At 68.4% G+C, this 19172-nt stretch carries 17 protein-coding genes; 12 read left to right on the top strand and 5 right to left on the bottom strand.

Translation table 11 applies throughout. The features are described from left to right. Positions 1-936, bottom strand: a complete 936-nt coding sequence (locus tag CG747_RS47405) for a hypothetical protein (RefSeq protein ID WP_146022144.1) — start codon at positions 934-936, stop codon at positions 1-3. After that, entirely contained in the window at positions 936-1376 is a 441-nt protein-coding gene (locus tag CG747_RS24390; RefSeq protein WP_100603950.1) for a hypothetical protein, read from the bottom strand. Before CG747_RS24390 ends, CG747_RS47405 begins: the two co-directional genes overlap by 1 nt. A 433-nt stretch (positions 1377-1809) precedes the next feature. Here CG747_RS24390 and CG747_RS51050 point away from each other — a divergent pair, with 433 nt between their 5' ends. Further along, on the top strand, positions 1810-2226 hold the full coding sequence (locus tag CG747_RS51050) for a hypothetical protein (RefSeq protein WP_374701811.1): 417 nt from the start codon (positions 1810-1812) through the stop codon (positions 2224-2226). A gap of 215 nt (positions 2227-2441) precedes the next feature. Here CG747_RS51050 and CG747_RS24375 read toward each other — a convergent pair whose 3' ends face one another. Then, a complete protein-coding gene (locus CG747_RS24375) occupies positions 2442-2714 on the bottom strand; it encodes a hypothetical protein (protein ID WP_100603949.1) in 273 nt (90 codons plus the stop codon). Between the two features lie 247 nt (positions 2715-2961). On the opposite strand from CG747_RS24375, the gene CG747_RS24370 reads away from it, so the two are divergent. Further along, positions 2962-4650 carry a recombinase family protein gene (locus CG747_RS24370; RefSeq protein ID WP_100603948.1) on the top strand — a complete coding sequence of 563 codons (1689 nt, stop codon included), beginning with the start codon at positions 2962-2964 and terminating at the stop codon, positions 4648-4650. 529 nt (positions 4651-5179) lie between these two features. Here the strand turns inward: CG747_RS24370 and CG747_RS24365 are convergent. Beyond that, positions 5180-6154, bottom strand: a complete 975-nt coding sequence (locus CG747_RS24365) for a TRM11 family methyltransferase (RefSeq protein WP_100603947.1) — start codon at positions 6152-6154, stop codon at positions 5180-5182. A 17-nt stretch (positions 6155-6171) separates the two neighbouring features. Further along, on the bottom strand, positions 6172-6828 hold the full coding sequence (locus CG747_RS24360; RefSeq protein ID WP_100603946.1) for a hypothetical protein: 657 nt from the start codon (positions 6826-6828) through the stop codon (positions 6172-6174). Between the two features lie 563 nt (positions 6829-7391). Here CG747_RS24360 and CG747_RS24355 point away from each other — a divergent pair. The 10 genes from CG747_RS24355 to CG747_RS24310 all read left to right on the top strand — a co-directional run bounded on the left by CG747_RS24355 (position 7392) and on the right by CG747_RS24310 (position 19128). Then, on the top strand, positions 7392-7706 hold the full coding sequence (locus tag CG747_RS24355; protein ID WP_100603945.1) for a type VII secretion target: 315 nt from the start codon (positions 7392-7394) through the stop codon (positions 7704-7706). Continuing rightward, positions 7672-8787, top strand: a complete 1116-nt coding sequence (locus CG747_RS24350; RefSeq protein ID WP_308303798.1) for a WXG100 family type VII secretion target — start codon at positions 7672-7674, stop codon at positions 8785-8787. Before CG747_RS24355 ends, CG747_RS24350 begins: the two co-directional genes overlap by 35 nt. A 15-nt stretch (positions 8788-8802) precedes the next feature. Beyond that, on the top strand, positions 8803-9411 hold the full coding sequence (locus CG747_RS24345) for a hypothetical protein (RefSeq protein WP_257980690.1): 609 nt from the start codon (positions 8803-8805) through the stop codon (positions 9409-9411). Beyond that, positions 9408-10028 (top strand): hypothetical protein, encoded by a 621-nt coding sequence (locus CG747_RS24340; RefSeq protein WP_257980689.1) that lies wholly within the window; start codon positions 9408-9410, stop codon positions 10026-10028. Before CG747_RS24345 ends, CG747_RS24340 begins: the two co-directional genes overlap by 4 nt. 349 nt (positions 10029-10377) lie before the next feature. Further along, a complete protein-coding gene (locus CG747_RS24335) occupies positions 10378-11205 on the top strand; it encodes a hypothetical protein (RefSeq protein ID WP_257980688.1) in 828 nt (275 codons plus the stop codon). A 349-nt stretch (positions 11206-11554) separates the two neighbouring features. Next, the gene (locus tag CG747_RS24330) at positions 11555-11935 is read left to right on the top strand and encodes a pilin (protein ID WP_374701810.1); all 381 of its coding nucleotides are present in this window, start codon (positions 11555-11557) and stop codon (positions 11933-11935) included. Positions 11936-12333: 398 nt separating this feature from the next. After that, positions 12334-13887 carry a hypothetical protein gene (locus CG747_RS24325; protein ID WP_100603940.1) on the top strand — a complete coding sequence of 518 codons (1554 nt, stop codon included), beginning with the start codon at positions 12334-12336 and terminating at the stop codon, positions 13885-13887. A 5-nt stretch (positions 13888-13892) separates the two neighbouring features. Beyond that, a complete protein-coding gene (locus CG747_RS24320; protein ID WP_100603939.1) occupies positions 13893-14843 on the top strand; it encodes a PrgI family protein in 951 nt (316 codons plus the stop codon). Between the two features lie 62 nt (positions 14844-14905). Beyond that, positions 14906-16720: a VirB4 family type IV secretion system protein gene (locus CG747_RS24315; RefSeq protein WP_100603938.1), complete on the top strand. Its 1815-nt coding sequence runs from the start codon at positions 14906-14908 to the stop codon at positions 16718-16720. Beyond that, positions 16717-19128 carry a helicase HerA domain-containing protein gene (locus CG747_RS24310; protein ID WP_100603937.1) on the top strand — a complete coding sequence of 804 codons (2412 nt, stop codon included), beginning with the start codon at positions 16717-16719 and terminating at the stop codon, positions 19126-19128. Before CG747_RS24315 ends, CG747_RS24310 begins: the two co-directional genes overlap by 4 nt. Positions 19129-19172 lie beyond the last annotated feature (44 nt).

Here is a 19172-nt window from a genome sequence, read left to right as displayed (position 1 = left end):
TCACAAAGCCGGTTCCGTTGAAGGCACCGGGCTGCTCAGCCGTCGCATGACAGCGCTACCAAGTGAAGGGCCTACCGGCTGTTCCTCGATGCGTAGCTTGTCGGCCAGGTCCGTCAGGTGAAGGCGCACTGATGCCTCCAGCAGCGTGGCGTAGGAGTCCGACGCAGTTCGGAGGCGACGTACCGAAATGACCGCCAGCGTGGCGGTAAGCGGCACCGCAGGCCACCACCACCAGGCCAGTGGCAGATAGAGCAGGGCCCATCCACCGAGGACGGCAGCTCGCGTCAACGCAGCGCGAACCCTGCCGATCTCGCCGCGTGTCTCTTCCGGCAGCACGAGCCAGAGGTGTGGCCAGAGGGTGAGGAGATTGACATGTGCGTCTCGGTCCAACCGGACCGCCGTGGCGTGGATCCGGTCACCACTCCAGGTCGGTCGTTCAGGCCGCTCCACGGAGATACGTTCGCACTTGTGGGCCGCACGGTGACGCTCCCGGGGCCTGGGACGGTCGGCCGGTCGCGGAGCGCGTTCCAGTAGCCGTAGGGCTTCGTACTCAGCCCGTGCCGCGTTCCAGCGACGCTGTCGGCGTGCCACGTGACGCTCGGCCCAATCGCCGAACAACCACGGCCATGCGCCCCAGCCGGCAGCCAGGGCCACACGCTCGACAACGGAGCCGAGGGACTGGGCGGCCAGACCAGTGGCGGCCGCACCGGCAAGGACGGCAGCGAGCAGCACGACCTGGCCACCTACCGTGGTCACCTCGGGAGCCCGGGCAGCGTCCGAGATCGCGTGAGTAAGCCGCCCCACGTCCAGCGCGGCGCTCTGCCCGAGGGTGTATCCGGCTGCGGCAACCGCCAAATAGAGCGCGCCTGGCAGTACGAGGAGAGTCAGCCACCGCTCGGCCAGCTTCTTACTGAGTTCACTGAGCAGCACGCCCACTACGGGAGCCTCTCCCGGATCAGCGCGGTCTCGCCCGAGGCGAACTGGCAGCGCGGCACGCCATCGTCCACTTCATAACCTGATCGACCGATGCACAGCTGCAAGGGGCACCGGTACACGACTTCCAAATCAGCAACACCGGTCGGCATCACGCTGCGGCCCGTTCCCCCATACACCCCCGATGGGTCGCCTGCATGTCGGACCGCTGTGTGCAAGGCGTCCAGAAGCGCAGTGAGCGACCCGTCGTCCGCGGGCGGCCTGCCGACTACGGCTTCGACAGCGCGCAAGGCGGCGCCGTCCTCGGCAAGCAGCGCGGCGAGTTCGTCCCGATGCGCACACACATACGACAGTGCCTTCGCACTCCTCAGGCCGCCTACTTCCACCTGGCTCGTCATGCAGAACTCCTCCCCCTGCGCCTTGTTGATCCACCAGGCTGCCATTCTTGCTCCAAATGTGCAGGTGCACGCCGGAGTTCGGCCAACTCCCTCTGACAGAACAGGGAGGCGTCGATGCCCTTGAAAGGACAATTCAGCCGATCTCCTCTGCGCGAGCGAGGCATAGGCGGACGGTGCGCCACGCTGCCGCATACGGCGTACCGCATCTTGCAAATTTGGCTTCGTAACGCGACGCGCTGGAGCAACCGTCATGCTGTCGCCGCACCTCTCGGGAGAAATCCGGGAGAAGCTCTTCTCCCAGGGCCCTCGCGACGCCAACCAAGACGAACCGCCACCAACCCTCTGACCTGCACAGTTCCTGCTCGCGACAGGTGGGCAACATGAACTGACCTAATTCGGGACGAAGAGGTCGTGGGTTCACATCAGATCCCTCCCCTTTGAAGCTCTCCGTGCGTGAGCGTGAGATCGTGATCGAGGAGTGACCGAGCATCTCCTGGTTCTCCTTCAGGTCGACCCCGGCCGCGTGGGCCGGCGTTGCCGCGTCGCGGCGGAGGACATCGGTGGGTACCGGCCAGGAAAGTCTTCCCGTGGCGGGGGTGCTCGACCACGAGGCCAGGAATTCCCGGTCATCCGCATTCACGGCCGTTCCCAGCGACGCTTCTCCATCGCCGCCCTGACCTGCTATGAACCGGGCGAACGCTCGCGCCTGATCTACCGTCCCGAACGGCGCACGGACCACAAACGGGGCAGCCGGCGCAGTTTCGCCTGGACTGAGGACCGCGACTTGCTGAACGCCGCCCACCACCAGCTCGGCGGTCCCATCGCCCTCGTCTGGGACAACCTGAACGTACACAAGGACGCCCGGATGCGTGCTTTCATCGACGCCTGCGAGTAGCTCACCACCTGCCACCCTACGCCCTGGCCTCAACCCCGTCGGGGCATCTGGTCCCTGCTACAACGCAGCTGCCAGGCCAACACCGCTTTCACGGACGCCGACCACCTCATACGCGCACTACGTCACGGGCTCCGTCAACTCCAACACCACAGCGACATCAACGACGGATGCCTTTCCAAAAGCGGACTCAAACTGACGACACCACACTTACAAGCTCAGTAGCCATATATAGGACGCTGGACTCTTTTTTGCTCGTCGAGGACGACCTCGCCCCGGCCGTCGACGGACCGTGCAAGGTGGGCGTCGTGGGCGTCCTGCAACAGCTCGACCAGACACCGCCTGTGGTATTCGGGCGAGATCGTCCGGTCGGCGATCTCCTTGAGCTCGCGGTACACCTCTGGGTCCCGCAGACACCCGCGTACCTGCGCAAGGGCATGGTCGGTGATCTTCTTGCGCCAGTTGGCGGACTGGCTGCGTCTGGTGGTCATGCCCCCGGCGAGTCGACCACACGTGATCGTATCGCCGCATCCCGCCGACACCCGAACGTCAAGAGACACTGCACACAGAGCCGTTGAGGTAGACGGAACCCGGCTCGATCAGAGGCTTCGAGCCCGGCATGCATTTTGATTTGGGACTCCGGCGATCTCAAGGCGGAGACGTCCAATTCCCATTCAGATCTGGTCTGAATGGATCTTTTTGCTGGGATATCGACCATATTTGGGTAGCGTCCCGACCATGACATTGCGCGTTCTGGGCTCCCTGCGGCTCTCCGTGGAAACCGACAACTCAACCGCGATCCCGCGTCAGCGCGACCACATCCAGCACTGGGTCGACGCTCCCGGTCGCGACGCGCGGATCGTCGCATGGGCAGAGGACACCGACGTCTCCGGCGGCCTCCACCCCTTCAAGCGGCCCGACCTCGGCAAGTGGTTCCGCGACGATTACGCGGACCGGTGGGACGTCCTCTGCGTCATGAAGGTCGACCGGCTGAGCCGTCGGGTCGCCCACTTCAGCGAGATCGTCCAGTGGTGCCAGGAGCGCGGGAAGATCGTCGTGTCGAGCCAAGAGGGGATCGACATGTCCACCCCGATGGGCAAGATGTTCGCCCAGATCCTGGCCGTCTTCGCCGAGGGCGAGCTCGACACGATCAGGGCTCGCGCCGCAGACGCAGCGAGGACGCGCCTCGCCGCCGGTACGTGGGTAGCGGGGCTGGCACCCTTCGGCTACGAGATCGTGCCGCTGGAAAAAGGGAAGGGGAAGCGCCTGCGCCCCATCGAGCACTACGAGGAGCTCGCACGGGAAATCGCCGAAAAGATCCTGGAAGGAAAAAGCCTACGCTCCATCTCACGGGAGCTCATCGAGCGCGGCGAACCCACCTGGCTCTCCCTGATCCAGCCCAACAGCAAGCGCGGTGTGGAGAGCCAGTGGTCCAACTCCTCGATCAGGGGCATCATGCTCAACCCCAAGATCGCGGGCTACTACACCTACAAGGGCGAGATCGTCGAGGACGACGAGGGCAACCCTCGCATGATCGCCGAGAAGCCCCTCCTCGACCACGAGACGTGGAACCGGGTGGTCCTGAAACTGCGCGACAACCGCCCCTTCGCGCCCAAGGTCACCCGGAGCAAGGCCATGCTCGTCGGAGTGGCGGTATGCGGCAGCTGCGGAGGGCCGCTGACCAGGGCTGTTTACACCAACCGGAAGCCAGCCCAGGGCGGCCGCCCGGCGAAAGAGTGGCACTACTCGCGTTACAAGTGCAGCAGGCAGCAGGTCCGGGCGACCTGCCAGAGCCCGGCGGCAGCAACCACTCTCAGTCTCGAAGGCCACTTCTCGAAGCTGTTCCTGGAGCACATGGGCCATCTCCCCGAGGTTCGGGAACTGGATGCCGATCTGCACGACCCGTCCAGCGACATCGCCGCCACCGAGGCTCGCCTGAAGCGGCTGAAGGACGACTTCGGCGCAGGCAGGTACGACACCCCGGAGAAGGAAGAGATCTACTGGTCCCTGCTCAACTCCCAGTCAGCGAAGCTGTCCCGCCTGCGCTCCAAGCTGGCCGAGTTCGAGGAGTGCAGCGGCAAGTTCGCCCCCACGGGCCGTACCTTCGCCGACATCTGGAACTCACGGGACGATGAGGGAAAGCAGCTCTTCCTCAAAGAGCATCAGGTGAAGGTGGTGGTCTACCGGGATCCGGTCCCCGGCAAGCGGTTCGGATTCATGGTGCAGCTGGGCGACGTCCGGCGCATGGCCAAGGCCTTGCGCGTCGAGCTGACAGACGACGTGGCACACGGGGCCGTCACCTTCAACCTCCCTACCGAACAGCACGTACGCGACGAGCAGCTGGACGAGCGGCAACTGCGGATCGGGCTCGACGTCGCCGACGCCATCGAGGCATCACAGCGACTCGCCGAGGCATCTGCCCCGTAGGGAGGCGAAGAGGCGGGCCGCCGAAGGATCAACAACCGCCTACTCGTCCGTGCCGGCGCATCGGTTCACGCGCCGGATCTCGCGCCGGAGGCACCGGCGGGCCACTTCCAGCTCTCTCCTGAGTATCCGAGTGGCTCGGCGATCAGCGATCAAGTACCTCACCGTGACGTCGCATCCGTCGTCTACCGTCTCCATCACCTTGAGACACCCGGACCCCCAAGATCGCCTAGCAGGACCTTCCGTCCCGGTCTCCTCAGGCGCGTGGCTCGGCTCGTGACCTTCGGAGTAAGAACGCTCTCTGCTGCCATCGTTTTCGGTCGGCTTGTTCCGTCGCCTTCGGGGCTCGTTCTCCTCCCGCAAGCAGTGCACTTTGCGACGGCGGCCGGGGCGTGCCTTCGCATGCGACTCGTGTCCCACCTGGGCGGCGCGTGGGTCGGTTTCGGCGTGCCAGGCGATGTGGCCACCGAGCGCGGCCTGGACGCGCAGGTCCAGGCCGCCGACTCCGGAGAACAGGCTGCCGACCGGAAGGTCAGCGGCCGCCACAGCGGCCCCTTCGGGCGCAGGTGCGGGAGCGGACGGCGGCCGGGGTTGCCGATCTGCATGCGGCTGTGGCCGTGCACCTCGGCTCGTCCGTCGTCGCACTCGGACCGGTGCGCTGTAGTGGTACGGGCTTCGTGAAGATCAGCACGTCCTCGTGTTGCACGACCGAGAGGGGGATGCCCTGGCGGCGGGCGTCGCGGACGTTCTTCATCTGGAAGAACGAGGGGCGGGTGATGAGGCGGCTGTTGCGGATGCCGGCGAGCATGGCGACGCAGCGTTCGGTGGGGTGGAGTCCTGCGGCTTGGCCGGCGGCGATGACGGCGGAGGGGAGGTCGATGAGTTCGCCGCGTTCGCGCCAGGGGCGGGTGGTGATGACGGCTGTGCCGCCGGGGCGGAGCATCTGGCGGCACTGGGCGAGGATTTCGGTGAAGGCGTGCAGGAGCCGGTCGGTGGAGACATGGGCGAGGTTGGCACGATCGTGGCCGTAGCGGAAGTCCTTCTTGACGACTCCGGGTTCGCCTGTCTCCCGTGAGGAGCGCACCTGCCCGTGGACGCTGGGTCCGTAGGGAGGTGAGGTGACCACGAGCGCCACCTCACCGCGGGCGGAGGCGGGGGTGAGGTCGGTGAGGTGGCGGGCATCGCCGCAGCGGACGATTCCGGTACCGGCGCCACTTGCTTGAGCGGCAGAGCGGGCGTTGCATGAGGCGAGGGTGGCCCACTTCGGTTCGTACTCGATGCCGAGGGCGTTGCGGTCGAGGTGGAGGGCTTCGACGAGGGTGGTGCCGATGCCGCACATGGGGTCGAGGACGAGGTCGCCGGGGTGGGTGTAGGTGGCGATGGCGTGGGCGGCGATGCCGGGGTGCATCTTGGCGGGGTGAGCGGCCGAGCCGGGCACGTAGCGGCCCTTGCGCTGGGCTGGGGCGGAGGTGGGGGCGGTGTTCCACACCGAGTCGGAACGAAGCATGGGGAACTCCTCGCTGCTCAGGCGTGGATCGTGGTCAGGACGATCAGGTCGCTGTGGATGACGCCAGGGTCGGCGTCGGTGGGCGGGGCGGGGATGAGGCGGTCGGCTGCGGGGTGGGCGTGGGCCACGATGACGTGCTGGAGGTAGCGGAAGCCGGCGGTGCGGGCGCAGGCGATGAGGGAGCCGAGCGGGTCGGTGAGTCGTGCGCCGTCGTCCCGACGCTGGCGGGTGGCCAGCAACAGCAGTCCGTCGGCGGGCAGGAGCCGGTGGGCGCGGTGGAAAAAGCCGGCCCAGCCCTCGTCCATGGCCCCGGGCATCTCGCCGACGGCCCCGGGGAGACTGTCAGTGGGGGCGGGGAGGGCGTCGGGGCGGAGTTCGGCGAGCAGCATCGACAGTCTGCTGGGGGTGCCGTCGGTGTAGGTGATGACGGGGGTCCGGGCGTCCATGCCCGGCTCGGCGTCCGAGACGGAGAGCTTCAGCAGCGGTGCGGGGGCCTGGCCGGGTCGGTTTGTGAACTCGGTGCGGATCTTTTCGATCGCCCAGCGGGGCAGCACGGTGCCGGGGGCCGGGACCGGGTCGGGCTGGTCGGGGGCGGGGAGCCAGAGGGTGGTCGGCAGCGGGCGGGGGGTGTGGCGGCGGGAAGCGCTTTCGGTGCGGCGGTGGTTGGTGGACATCGGCGGGTGGCGCCCGGGGCATGGGTTCCAAGCCGTCTGTGCTGACATGAGTAATAGGGAAACGACGGCGCCGAATTGTCATCGCTGTTGGAGGCGTTCGAACTCGTCGAGCGGCAGCGGTCCCGCGTGCCGGCTTCTGCTGGGCTCTGATCGGCTCGTCGACTTCGCCGCAGGTCGGCGGCCGGGCGAGCCAGTGGCGAGCCACCTGCGAGCCACTGCCGAGCCAGTCCTGGACGGGGCAGTGGTCTCCGTAGGAACGGTCCGAAAATTTTTTGTGTTCGATTCTCGGATGATGGGCCACCAGGGTGGTGCTGCTCACTTGGCTCCGCCAAGTTCGTAGCTGAGCTTGGCGCCGCAGTGGGAATCAAGCCACGGCTGTTGGCAAGACTGGTTGTGCTCGCTCTGGTTGCGTCGGCCCGGGCCGCACCTTGGGCTTGCCCGGGGTCTGCGGATCGCGTTAGGGGCCCGTGAATATCCGTGCCTTGCGCATCCGATCTGCGATGCCGGTCTGCCTACGCTCCTGGGTGTAGCGATCACACACGGCATCTCCACGGGGGACAGCTATGACGCATGAGCATTTTTCGATCCACCCCGAGCCGGTCACGGCTCTCGGCAAGGATTTCACCGCCTCCGCCGACCACCTCGATAACCGCATCAGCGCTTTCGCCTCACGCGCGGAGAACGTGGACGACGCCTTCGGCGTGATGTCCGAGTCCACCGAGACCCTGTCCCAGTACGTGGAGATGACCCGCCACACCGTGACCTCCCTGCAGCAGTTACGCACCGGGCTGCAGCACTACGCCGCGGGTCTGCAGCACACCGTCGCCACGTACCAGGCGTCCGATGCCGCGCAGGCGCAGCAGTTCGGGGGGAAGTGACATGGCCGGTCAGCAGCAGGAGCAGCAGCCGCAGATCGAGAAGAGCTTCGACCTGTTCAACCCTGGCGGGGACCCGTCGGTGCTGCGGGCGTGCGCCGAGGCGTGGCGGGGCATGGCCCACGATCTGAAGAGCACCATCGAGACCCAAGATCATGAGGTCGTCCGGCTCGGCGACAACTGGACCGGTGCCGCCGCCGACGCCTTCCACGCGCACTGGAACCACACCAAGGGCCAGGTGGAGAAGGCCCTGCCGCAATTCGAGACCGTCGCCCAGCAGCTGGAACACACCGCGGATGCCATCAAGAAGGCCAACGACGAAGTCCACCGGGTGGCCGAGGAGATCGCCGCGACGGTGGCGATCGGCATCGGCCTGACGGTACTGACCGGCGGTTTCTCCGACGCCGTCGCGGCCGGCGCGGCCGCCGCGGAAGTCGCCGAGGCGGCGGGCGAAGTAACCCGGCTGGGGCAACTGCTGATCCGCGTCGCCGAAGTGATGGAGAAGATCAGGACGGCGATGAACAGCAGCAAGCTGCTCCAGTTCGGCTTCCAGTTCGGCAAGAGTACGGACGCCAACTTCATCGGCAACGTCGCCGGGCAGAAGATCACCGGGCAGAAGGTCACCTGGGGCCAGGACCTCCAGGACGCCGCCGTGTCCGCAGTCGTGGGCACGGGCATCTCAACAGCCGGTGGGGAACTGGCGCCGAAGGTAAGCCGCTGGGCTCAAACCGCCGGCCAGGACGGGCAAGCGTGGGCGCCGGGGAAGAAAATTGCCGCGGCACTGGACGAAGACCAGTTGCCCGGCAAGATCGCCATGGGCGGGCTGGGCAGTGCGGGCGGGCAGGCCGCAGCGGACGCAGTGGACATCGCCGAGGGGCAGCACAAGGACGTCCTGTGGGACGCGGCGTTCAGCGGCGGCGCCGGACTCGTTGCCGGTGGTGCGAATCATCTGGGGGAGAAGATCAACATCGGCGAAGGCAAGCACCGTGCCACTCAGCGCGATTCATTCCCTGCCTGGCAAGAGACCCCCGTCGACGGCATCATCTACGGCGCCGGCAACGCCGCCAACTCTGAACTGGAATGACCCACCGTGTTCGAGGTGCGCAAGAGCATCCAACGCTTTCGCAATGATCCGGCCTGGATCTATCGCAAGACAGCGCCGGACTACCTCACCACGTTCGAGCGTGGCGGCTACCCGTTCAGCCTGGGACCGGGTGGCCTCGCCATTCGAGACCTTCTGCAGGGCGACGTGAACGGCCGAGAGGTGAGCATGTTCCATCTCCTCGCATGGCCGCGCCTGACAGGAAAGGGGGCAGCCTCGCGGACGTACTCCGTAGCTGTGCTCCCCCTGCCCCGCACACTCCCGACCACTGGGGTCACCAGCTGCCTGCTGTCATGGGATACCAATGATTGGAAGCGTGGGGCCCTTCCACACTCTTCAAACAGCTACACGTACTTGCCAAACCTCGGCTCCCACCTGGTCCGGCACTACTCGAAGGAGCACGATTTCGCTGCCCTCATCAACACGCACGCCATGGAACGGCTCATGCACGACGCTCGGCTGGGCTGGCGCATCGAGGGAAACCGCATGATCGGCTGGACGTCCGGACGCAAGACCTACGAGGACCTCCTGACCATGGTCGACACCCTCACCACCATCATCGACGGCTTTCCCGAACAGGCATGGAACTGGCCGAAGGTGATGTGAGGCTGCCGACCATGTTCGAGGTGCGCAAGAGCATCAAACGCTTCCGGGACGCCCCGGCCTGGACCTACCGCAAGAACGACCGCGGCTACCTCGACACGTTCAATCATGACGGCTACCCCTTCAGCCTCGGCCCGGACGGCCTGTCTCTTCGCCATCTGCTGCAGGGCAGCCTCCAGGGCCGGAAGGTGAGCATGTTCCACCTCCGGGCGTTGAAGCGCAGTGGCCGGGCCCATGTCGCGTGGCCGTACTCCGTGGCCGTGCTCCCCCTGCCCCGCGCACTCCCGGCCACCGCCTTCACCAGCAGGCGGCTGATGCTGCCCGGGCGAGAAAAGCATCCCGCGCTGCCTCGCACTCCCGGCCCGTTCCGGGACCTGACAGAGATCGGCACCCACCTGGTGCACTGCCACTCAGAGGACGTCGACTTCGCGGCACTCATCAACACGTACGCCCTGGAACGGCTCATGCACAAAGCCCGGCTCGGTTGGCGCATCGAGGGGAGCCGCATGATCAGGTGGACGGACGGGCGCAAGACCTACGAGGACCTTCTGTCCCTCGCCGAAACCGTCGCGTCCATCGTCGACGACTTCCCCGAAGAAGCATGGCGCTGGACGCAGTGACAGAGGGCCGGCACGGGTCGCCAGCGCAGAGAAGACGGCAAAGCGCGTATGGCACAGCCGCTGTCGCCTCACTGGCATATGAGCCAGTGGCGAGCCACCGCCGAGCCAGTCCTGGGCGGGGCGGTGGTCTCCGTAGGCACGGCCCGAAAATTCTTTGTGTTCGATTCTCGGGCGATGGGCCACCAGGGTGGTGCTGGTCACGTGGGGTGGGCCGGCGCCGAGCCATCGCACATGCCGAACCAGTGGCGCGGCGGTCGCCCGGAGTTGGCGCGCGGGCGGCCCGTGAGTGGCGCGGAGGGGTGAGAGGGCTTGCGGCGACAGTGATCGCCACTCCCGCAAGGAGCTGCACATGCACCCCCACGCCACCTCTCGCCCCGCCGTCCGCCGCACCACCTGTACCCGTCCAGTCGGCCGCTCGCCTCTCCAGGCGCTGGAGGAGTCCTTCCTCGCCCTTGCCACTGTGGCCCAGCCGCTCACACTGCCGGCTCATCTGGTGTGTGAGGAGCCGGAGCAGCCTGTGCTTCCCGTCGACCAGATCCGCTCCCGCCTTGCCCACGCCGCCACTTCGCCGACGCTGCGTCAGCAGGCCTGGGGTGAAGTAGTGCGCCGGGCCCAGCGCCTGGGCGACCCGTGGGACGTCGTGGCCGTGGGGATGACGGTTCCGGTGCTGCGCCGGATGCTGGCCCGCCTGGCCTGTCCCGCCCACGTGGAGCGGGCCGAGGTCGAGCAGGAGGCCCTGGCCGCCGTCACCTCTGCCGTGTCCACCGTGGATGCGGACGCCGTGGACGTTGCCCGGGAGCTGTTCGCGGCGGCCGACCGGGCGGTGAACCGGCTGGTCTACGCCGCTCGGCGACGCGTCGAGCAGGAGACGGGGCACGAAGCTGTTCACCTCGGCCGTCTCACCCGGTCGACGGCGCGGACCGCCTGTCAGGCCGCCTCCCTGGAGGTTGGCAGCGGTGCGGCGAGGGACGAGTACGCGGTGTTGGTGCGTGCGGTCGGCGTCGGTGCCGTAGGCATCGCGGAGGCTCAGTTGATTGCTCGTACGCGGCTGGATGGTGAGCCGATGCAGCTCTTGGCGGATGAGCGGGGTGTGAGTGTACGTCAGCTCTATCGCCACCGCGCCGCTGCCGAACAGCAGCTGGCTGCCTACCTGCACCACCAGATGCGTGACCAGTAATCCCCGTGCATTCGAGGGACTTCCGGCCGGGAATGTCATTTCCGGGGCCCGTAAATCCCTTTTACCAGTGAACGTCGGCACCGGATGCGCACCACGCACCCGGCGGTGACGGTCCCCGGCGCAGGCCCCCTTCCGGGGCTGCTGCCAGGTCGTTGCCGTGTGGGGTGAACGCACCGTCTCGTGCTGACACCCGAGCCCCCTGCTCCCACCGCCTCAAGGAGGACGGCCCCGGGACAGGTTCCGTGTTCACCCCACACCGCACGACCCCTGTGATGCGCCTGGCCGCATCGCACTCCGTCGAACCGCTCTTTTCCCCTGCCGTGTTGTGTCTGCTGGAGGTGCGTCCGCCATGCTCGCAAGATTTCGCCGGCCGCACCGGCGGCCAAGCCGCCCGAAGGGCCGCTGGGTGACCCGGTTCGCCTTCGTCACGGCGGGGGCTGCGCTGGTGCTGTTGGCGAATTCGCCCCGTGTGTGGGCGGTCGCGGACATTCCCACCGTGATCAAGAATCTGCGGAACTGGGTCGTCGGCATCCTGTCCGGACTCGCCACGCTGTTTCTGACCTTCGGTGGCCTGCGATATCTGATGGCCGGGGGCGACCCAGGCGAAGTCGACTCCGCGAAGCGGGCCTTGAAAGCCGCGGCGATCGGCTACGGGCTGGCGGTCCTGGCCCCTGCCCTGGTCACCGTGCTCCAGCACATCATCGGCGCCAGCGGCGGTGACGGGAAGTGAGCCGCGTCAGGCGCCTCACACGGGCCGTGCCCGCTCTCTGCATCCTGACCGTGCTCATTCCAGTAGCACTGTCCGCGCAGAACGCCGCACCGAAAATGGCTTATGCAGCGGCAACCGCTCGGGCATCCGCAGCTCCGGAGCCACCGCAACCCGAGCCCGAGCCCGCCCCCGGCCCCACCGCCACCGCTCCGAAGCCACCTTCCACCTCGCCGAAACCTGACCCCGTGCCCGGTCCGACGCCCGCACCGGGCCGTCCGTCTCCGAAGCCTTCACAGCCCTCGCGGCCATCGTCCCCGGAGCCGAAGCCGGGGCCTACTCCTCCGGCGTGTGAGGCAGAGGGGCGTGAGTGCGTCAAGGACACCTCCTCGGGCTGGGACGTCCTGACCGACTTCCCCGCGATGATCGTGAACGCGATCACCTCGTTCCTCGGCACGCTGATCGAGCAGGTCATGAAACCGATCCGCGAGTTTCTGGCCAACACCCTGCTGGCAACCCCCGACGTCACCCAGCACGCCGACGTCAAACGGCTGTGGAAAGCCATGCTGGAGATCACCGTCGGCATCTACGTGCTGTTCGTGACCGCCGGCGGCATCACCGTCATGGGCCATGAAACCGTCCAGTCCCGCTACGCCCTCAAACAGATCCTCCCGCGGCTGCTGTTGGGGATCGTCGCAGCGGCCACCTCGCTGACGGTGATGGGCAAGGCGATCAGTCTGTCCAACGCCCTCGCCCACGCCATCATGGCCACCGACCTGGCTGACGCCGGGCAGGGCATGGTCGAACGCGTCCTCCCCTTCGCCATCTTCGGGGTGGCCGGGCTGAAGCTGTACCTGCTGCTGTTGGCGATCATGATGATCGCGCTGGTGCTGGCGGTGCTGATCGGCTTCATGGTGCGGGTGGCGGTGCTGGCGCTGGTGGCCGTCTGCGGACCGCTCGCCCTGGCTTGTCATGCCCACCCGCTGACCGATCCGATCGCCCGGCTGTGGTGGCGGGCCCTGGCCGGCTGCCTGGTCATTCAGGTCGCGCAGTCGATCACGTTCGTTCTCGCGATCAAGCTGTTCTTCGCTCCAGGTGCCTCGACGCTGGGCATCCCGAAGTCCGATCAGCTGGGCACGCTGCTCGCCGGACTCGGCTTGTTCTGGGTGCTGTTCAAGATTCCCGGCTGGACCATGCAGGTCATCCTGCGCGGCACTCCCGCCCATAGCCCGCATGCACCTTCTGCGGTGCGGATGCTCCGGCACTTGGCGATGTACCGGCTCATGGATCACTACGTGCCCGGTATGAGCCTGCTGCGGCGCCGCCCCGGCGGAGGTGGCACAGCGGGACTCGGCCCAGGCCGTGGAGGGGGACGTCCTGGTCCAGGTGGGGGCGGCGGTGGCGGGCGGCCCTCTGCACCGGGGCCGGGGAGTAGGGAAGGCGGTCGGCGGCGAACGTTGCCTTCCCGCGGTGGTTCCTCCTCGGGACGTTCCCAGGCGGCAACCGCCACCGATGGCCGGTCGGCACCGACAGCCCCGGCAGCAGGCGGGGCACGTCCGGCGACGGCCATCGCCAGCGCCTCCTCAAGGACTCCCGCAGGTACTGCTTCCGGCGTCCAGGCTGCTCGACGTCCCGGCCCTCGTGCTGCCCCTCTCAGCCGTACCCCGACAGGTCCTCGTTCCGTACTTCACCCCAGCCAGGCCCGCCGGATCCGGCAGCTCTCCCTCCCCGGCACCGTCGAGCGCGTCCCGGCCCGAGCGCCCCAGCCCACGCAGGTGTCGCAGCCGATCCGCGCCGAACGGACAACCGCGCCAACGCCCAACTCCCCTACCCGACCGGCCCCACTGCCGCCGACCTTCCCCTCGTCAGCACCAGGTGCACAACCCCCTCCCCTACGTAATCCCGCCGGACACGCACGTCCACGGCCGCCGCGCCCCCTTCAGCTGCGGCTGCCCCTCGAACCACCCCGGAGGTAGATCCCATGGCAGCAGCAGACGACCCAACCGACGCCACATACGCCACACGTATCCCCGCAGACATCTCCCGCCCCGACCGCCTCCTGGGCCCCTTCACCGCCCGGCAGACCGCCCTCCTCGCCGCCGCAGCCGTCATGCTGTACGGCGGCTGGTGGGCAACACGCGCCTTCATGGCACCGCTCGCCTACGCGGCCCTGGCCACTCCCATCGCCGGAGCCGTGGCAGCGCTCGCGCTCGGCCACCGGGAAGGCATCGGCCTGGACCGCTTCCTGCTCGCCGCGCTCACCCACACGCGCACGCCCAAGCGCCAAGTACACGCCCCCGAAGGCATTCCCCCACTGCCCGCCATCGTGTCCAACCGCTGGGCCAAGGCCGCAGGCCCACCCCCGGCCGCCATGCGCATGCCCTATGACGGCATCACCTCGACAGGCGTGCTCGACCTGGGCAGCGAGGGAGCCGCTGCCATGGCGAGGTGTTCCACGGTCAACTTCGAACTACGCTCGGCGGCCGAACAACAAGGGCTGACCGCCGCGTTCGCCCGCTGGCTCAACTCCCTCACCGGACCCACCCAGTTGCTGGTGCGCTCTCACCACGTCGAACTCACCCCGCTGGCCGACGCCCTGCAGCACGGGGCCGCCGCTCTACCACACCCGGCGCTGGAGGCGGCCGCCCGTGCGCACGCCGACTTCCTCGCCAACCTCGCCGCCAGCGGCAACCTGCTCGGCCGGCAGATCCTGCTGGTCGCCCGCGAGGAAGCCCCCACGTCCAGTGTGATGCGGAATTCGGGTGCGTGGCGGGTCCTCCAGCGCCTTGATGAAGCCGCCCGCGCCCTGGCACCGGCCGAGATCACCGTCACGCCCCAGGACAGCCCACACAGCACCCGCCTGGTGCACGCGGCCTGCAACCCCGACACACCCACCCCGCACAGGACCGCATCGGAAGGTGACCTCACGTGACTCAACGTCTTCTCCGCCGCCGTCACCGCCCAGCCCCCACCCCCACCACCGACGGCGCAGCATTGCTGAACGCGCCTGGCCCCGAGGCCATCGAGGTGCACGCCCGCGCCCTGGCCATCGGCGCCCACCTGGCCACCACCCTCGTGGTCACCGGCTACCCCGCGGACGTCACCCCCGGCTGGCTCGCCCCCCTGCTGAACTTCCCCGGACACCTCGACATCGCCCTGCACATCGAACCCGTCCCCAACCCGGTGGCCGCCGCCGGACTGAAGAAGCAGCGCGCCCGCCTGGAATCCGGCCGCCGCACCGGCTTCGACAAGGGCCACCTGGACGACCCCGAGGTAGAGGCCGCCGCTGCGGACGCCGCTGAACTCGCCTACCGCATCGCCCGCGGCGAAGGAAAACTCTTCCACGTCGCCCTCTACCTCACCGTGCACGCGCCGGACGAGGACACCCTCGCCGAACAAGCCGCCGCCGTCCGCGCCATCGCCGAGTCACTGCTGATGACGGTCGCGCCCACGACCTACCGGGCGCTACCGGGCTGGCTGGCCACCCTGCCGCTCGGCCTCGACACCCTCAAAATCCGCCGCACCTTCGACACCGCCGCCCTCGCCACGTGCTTCCCTTTCACCAGCCCCGACCTACCGGTTGTCACAGGCGAGGATGGCGTGGCCTCGGGAGTGCTGTACGGACTGAACGCGGTCTCCGGTGCCCCCGTGATGTGGGACCGCTTCGCGCAGGACAACTACAACTCCATCACCCTGGCCCGCTCCGGCGCCGGCAAGTCCTACCTGGCCAAACTCGAACTGCTGCGGCTGCTGTTCACCGGTGTCACTGCCTCGGTCATCGACCCGGAGGACGAGTACGTCCGCCTTGCCGAGGCCGTCGGCGGGCACGTGGTGCGGCTGGGTACGGAAGGTGTATGCCTCAACCCCTTCGACCTCCCGGTATCGGCACGCGACAGTGAAGACGCCCTGACGCGGCGCGTGCTGTTCCTGCACACCTTCCTCGCCGTCCTGCTCGGCACCGATCTGACCGCCGTCGAGAAAGCGGTGCTGGACCGGGCGATCCTCGGCACGTACATCCGTGCAGGGATCACCGCGGATCCTCGGACCTGGCAGCGCACTCCGCCCACGCTCGCCGACCTTGCCACCGTCCTGAACGAGGACGGCAGCGAGGTGGCCACGGGCCTCGCCGACCGCCTGGTCCCGTACACCACCGGCTCGCACGCCCACCTGTTCAACGGTCCCAGCACCGCTGCTACCTCCGGGCATCTTGTCGTCTACGCGCTCCTCGGCCTGCCGGAAGAGGTCACGGCCCCGGCGATGCTGCTCGCACTGGACGCCATCTGGCGGCAAGTCACCTCCCGTCCGAGCGCGGGCCGCCATCTGGTCGTGGTGGACGAGGCATGGCGGCTGATGCGTGAGGGGGCCGGCGCCCGCTTCCTGTTCCGCATGGCCAAAGCCGCCCGCAAACGCTGGACCGGACTGGCGATCGTCACCCAGGACGCTGACGATGTCCTCGCCTCACCGCTGGGCCGAGCCATCGTCTCCAACGCCGCCACCCAGATCCTGCTCCGCCAAGCCCCACAAGCCATCGACACCATCAGCGAGAACTTCCACCTCTGCCACGGCGAGCGAGAATTCCTCCTCTCTGCCTCCCGAGGCGAGGCACTGCTGCTGACCGGCGACCGCCGCCACAAAGTCGCCCTCACCAGCGTCGCCGCTCCAGGCGAACACGACGTGATCACGACAGACCCCAGCGAGCTGGCCACCGCGGCCACCGCTCAGCACACAAGAGATGAGGGATCCGACTACGCCGATGACTGCGCAGACAACAGCATCTGCGACGACGGCGACGAAGGGCGGACGCTGTGACCGGACCCGTGCTGCGAGCCATCGCCCCGCCGGGCGGACCCTTGGTGGACTTCCTCACCCACCCCGAGACGTTCGCCCCCACCGCCCTCCACACCGCCCTCGCCTGGTGCACCACGGCCGCGCCCCTCCTGATCCCCACCGTCCTCGTGTCCGCAGCGTGTGGGTACACAGCCCAGCGCCGCCTTCTACATTCGCGCCAGCAGCACCTCGCCGATGGTGCCCGCTGCGTCGAGACCCTCGCGCCACCCCATGTCGCCCCCAAGGGCGGCGAGGTCCTATGGGCCCAGCTCTCCGGATTGCTGCGCCCGTGGTGGCGCCGCCTCACCACCGGCCAGCCCCACCTCGCCTTCGAATACACCTGGTCACACAGCGGCCTGCGCATCCGCATCTGGGTCCCGGGCACCGTCCCCATGGGCCTGGTGTGCCGCGCCGTCGAAGCCGCCTGGCCCGGCGCCCACACCCGCATCACCGATCCCACCCCCCTCATCCCGCACGCGGACACCGTCACCTGCACGGCCGGGCGCCTGCGGCCGGCCCGCCCCGACCTCCTCCCACTCCGCACCGACCACCCCACCGACCCCCTACGCGCCCTGCTCCAGGCCGCCACCGGCATGGCCGACCATGAATCGGCCTGCGTGCAGATCCTGGCCCGCCCCGCCACCGGCCGCGCCCTGCGCCGCGCCCGCCGTCAGGCAAGGCGACTCAAAGCCGGCCACACCCCGGCCCGTCTGCCAGCCCTGACCGCGCTCCTCCTCCACCGTGCCCAACCCGCCGCCACCGGCAAACAGGATCCCGACCACGGCACCGCCGTACGCCAGATGGTGGCCAAACAATCCGGCGCCCAGTGGCAGTGCACCCTCACCTACGCCGCCACCTGCTCGTCGAAGGTGGAGCGATCCCAGGATGTGGCCCGAGGCCGGGCCCACGCCATCGCCTCCGCCTTCGGCCTGTACACCGACCGCAACTACCTCACCCGCACCCGCCTCCGTCACCCCGAACCGCACCTCACCGCCCGACAGTTCCCCACCTCCCGCCCGGCGCTTCTCTCAGTGCCCGAACTCGCCGCCCTCGCCCACCTCCCCTACGACCCCGACGCCCCCGGCCTACGACGAGCCGGCGCCCGCTCCGTCCTCCCACCCCCACAGATCCCCAAGCCCACCCCCGGCAACGGCGTCAAACCCCTGGGCCACTCCGATACCGGCGCCCGCCGGGGCGTAGGTCTCGCCGTCGCAGACGCCCGCCACCACCTCCACGTCATGGGCGCCACCGGCTCCGGAAAGTCCACCCTCATCGCCAACCTCGTCCTCGACGACGTCCGCAATCACCGCGGCGTCATCGTCATCGACCCCAAGGGCGATCTGGTCACGGACTTGTTGGACCGTCTGCCCGACACCTGCGCCGACCGCCTCGTCCTCATCGACCCCGACGACCCCCACACCCCGCCCTGCCTGAACGTGCTCGACGGCACCGACATCGATGTCGTCGTGGACAACATCACCGGCATCTTCCGCCGGATCTTCACCGCCTTCTGGGGCCCCCGCACCGACGACGTCATGCGCGCCGCCTGCCTGACCCTCCTCAAACACCGCAACCGCACCGGCCAGTTGGTCACCCTCGCCGACGTTCCCCGTCTGCTGGGCGAGTCCGCCTACCGGCTGCGCATCATCCCCGCCCTCCAAGACCCTGTCCTGCGTGGCTTCTGGGCCTGGTACGAGTCGATGTCCGAACCCTCCCGCGCCGCCGTGGTCGGACCGGTCATGAACAAGCTGCGCGCCTTCCTGCTGCGCGACTTCGCCCGCCGCGCGATCGCCGCCGGCCCTTCCACCTTCGACCTCACCGACGTCCTCAACGGCGGCATCCTCCTGGCCCGCCTCCCCAAAGGCGCCCTCGGAGAAGAGACCGCCCGCCTCCTCGGCTCCTTCATCGTCGCCGGCACCTGGCAAACCGCCGCAGCCCGCGCCCGCACCCCCGAACACCAGCGCATCGACGCCACCCTCAGCATCGACGAAGCGCACAACTTCCTCACCCTGCCGTACCCGTTGGAGGACATGCTCGCCGAGGCCCGCGGCTACCGCCTGTCCATGCTCCTGGCCCACCAACACCTCGCCCAGCTCCCCCGCGACCTGCGCGAAGGCATCTCCGCCAACGCCCGCAACAAGATCTTCTTCAACGCCTCTCCCGAGGACTCCAACGCACTGGAACGCCACACCCTGCCCACCCTCGCCGCACACGACCTCGCCCACCTCGGCCCCTACCAAGCCGCCGCCCACCTCCTGACCAACGGCGCGGAATCCACCGCCTTCACCCTCACCACCCACCCCCTCCCACCCACCACCCCCGGCCGCGCCAAAGACCTGCGAACCGCTGCCGCCTCCCGCACCGGCCCACGACAAGCCACCCGCCCCTGACATTCCCCTCCCCAAGCCCCTTCGCCCCCACCCGAAGGTGATCC

It is taken from the genome of Streptomyces sp. CB02959, from assembly GCF_002803155.1.
Taxonomy (GTDB): domain Bacteria; phylum Actinomycetota; class Actinomycetes; order Streptomycetales; family Streptomycetaceae; genus Streptomyces.
Note: the sequence above shows the minus strand (reverse complement) of the source record. Positions and strands in the feature narration are given on the sequence as shown.

Bases quoted from the DNA above. Each gene is read 5' to 3' on its own strand.
- CG747_RS24360 (WP_100603946.1), bottom strand. From the start codon at position 6,828: ATGTCCACCAACCACCGCCGCACCGAAAGCGCTTCCCGCCGCCACACC.
- CG747_RS24325 (WP_100603940.1), top strand. From the start codon at position 12,334: ATGATCGTGAACGCGATCACCTCGTTCCTCGGCACGCTGATCGAGCAG.
- CG747_RS24350 (WP_308303798.1), top strand. From the start codon at position 7,672: ATGCCGCGCAGGCGCAGCAGTTCGGGGGGAAGTGACATGGCCGGTCAG.
- CG747_RS24370 (WP_100603948.1), top strand. From the start codon at position 2,962: ATGACATTGCGCGTTCTGGGCTCCCTGCGGCTCTCCGTGGAAACCGAC.
- CG747_RS24375 (WP_100603949.1), bottom strand. From the start codon at position 2,714: ATGACCACCAGACGCAGCCAGTCCGCCAACTGGCGCAAGAAGATCACC.
- CG747_RS24355 (WP_100603945.1), top strand. From the start codon at position 7,392: ATGACGCATGAGCATTTTTCGATCCACCCCGAGCCGGTCACGGCTCTC.
- CG747_RS24335 (WP_257980688.1), top strand. From the start codon at position 10,378: ATGCACCCCCACGCCACCTCTCGCCCCGCCGTCCGCCGCACCACCTGT.
- CG747_RS24365 (WP_100603947.1), bottom strand. From the start codon at position 6,154: ATGCTTCGTTCCGACTCGGTGTGGAACACCGCCCCCACCTCCGCCCCA.
- CG747_RS24330 (WP_374701810.1), top strand. From the start codon at position 11,555: ATGCTCGCAAGATTTCGCCGGCCGCACCGGCGGCCAAGCCGCCCGAAG.
- CG747_RS24320 (WP_100603939.1), top strand. From the start codon at position 13,893: ATGGCAGCAGCAGACGACCCAACCGACGCCACATACGCCACACGTATC.
- CG747_RS24390 (WP_100603950.1), bottom strand. From the start codon at position 1,376: ATGGCAGCCTGGTGGATCAACAAGGCGCAGGGGGAGGAGTTCTGCATG.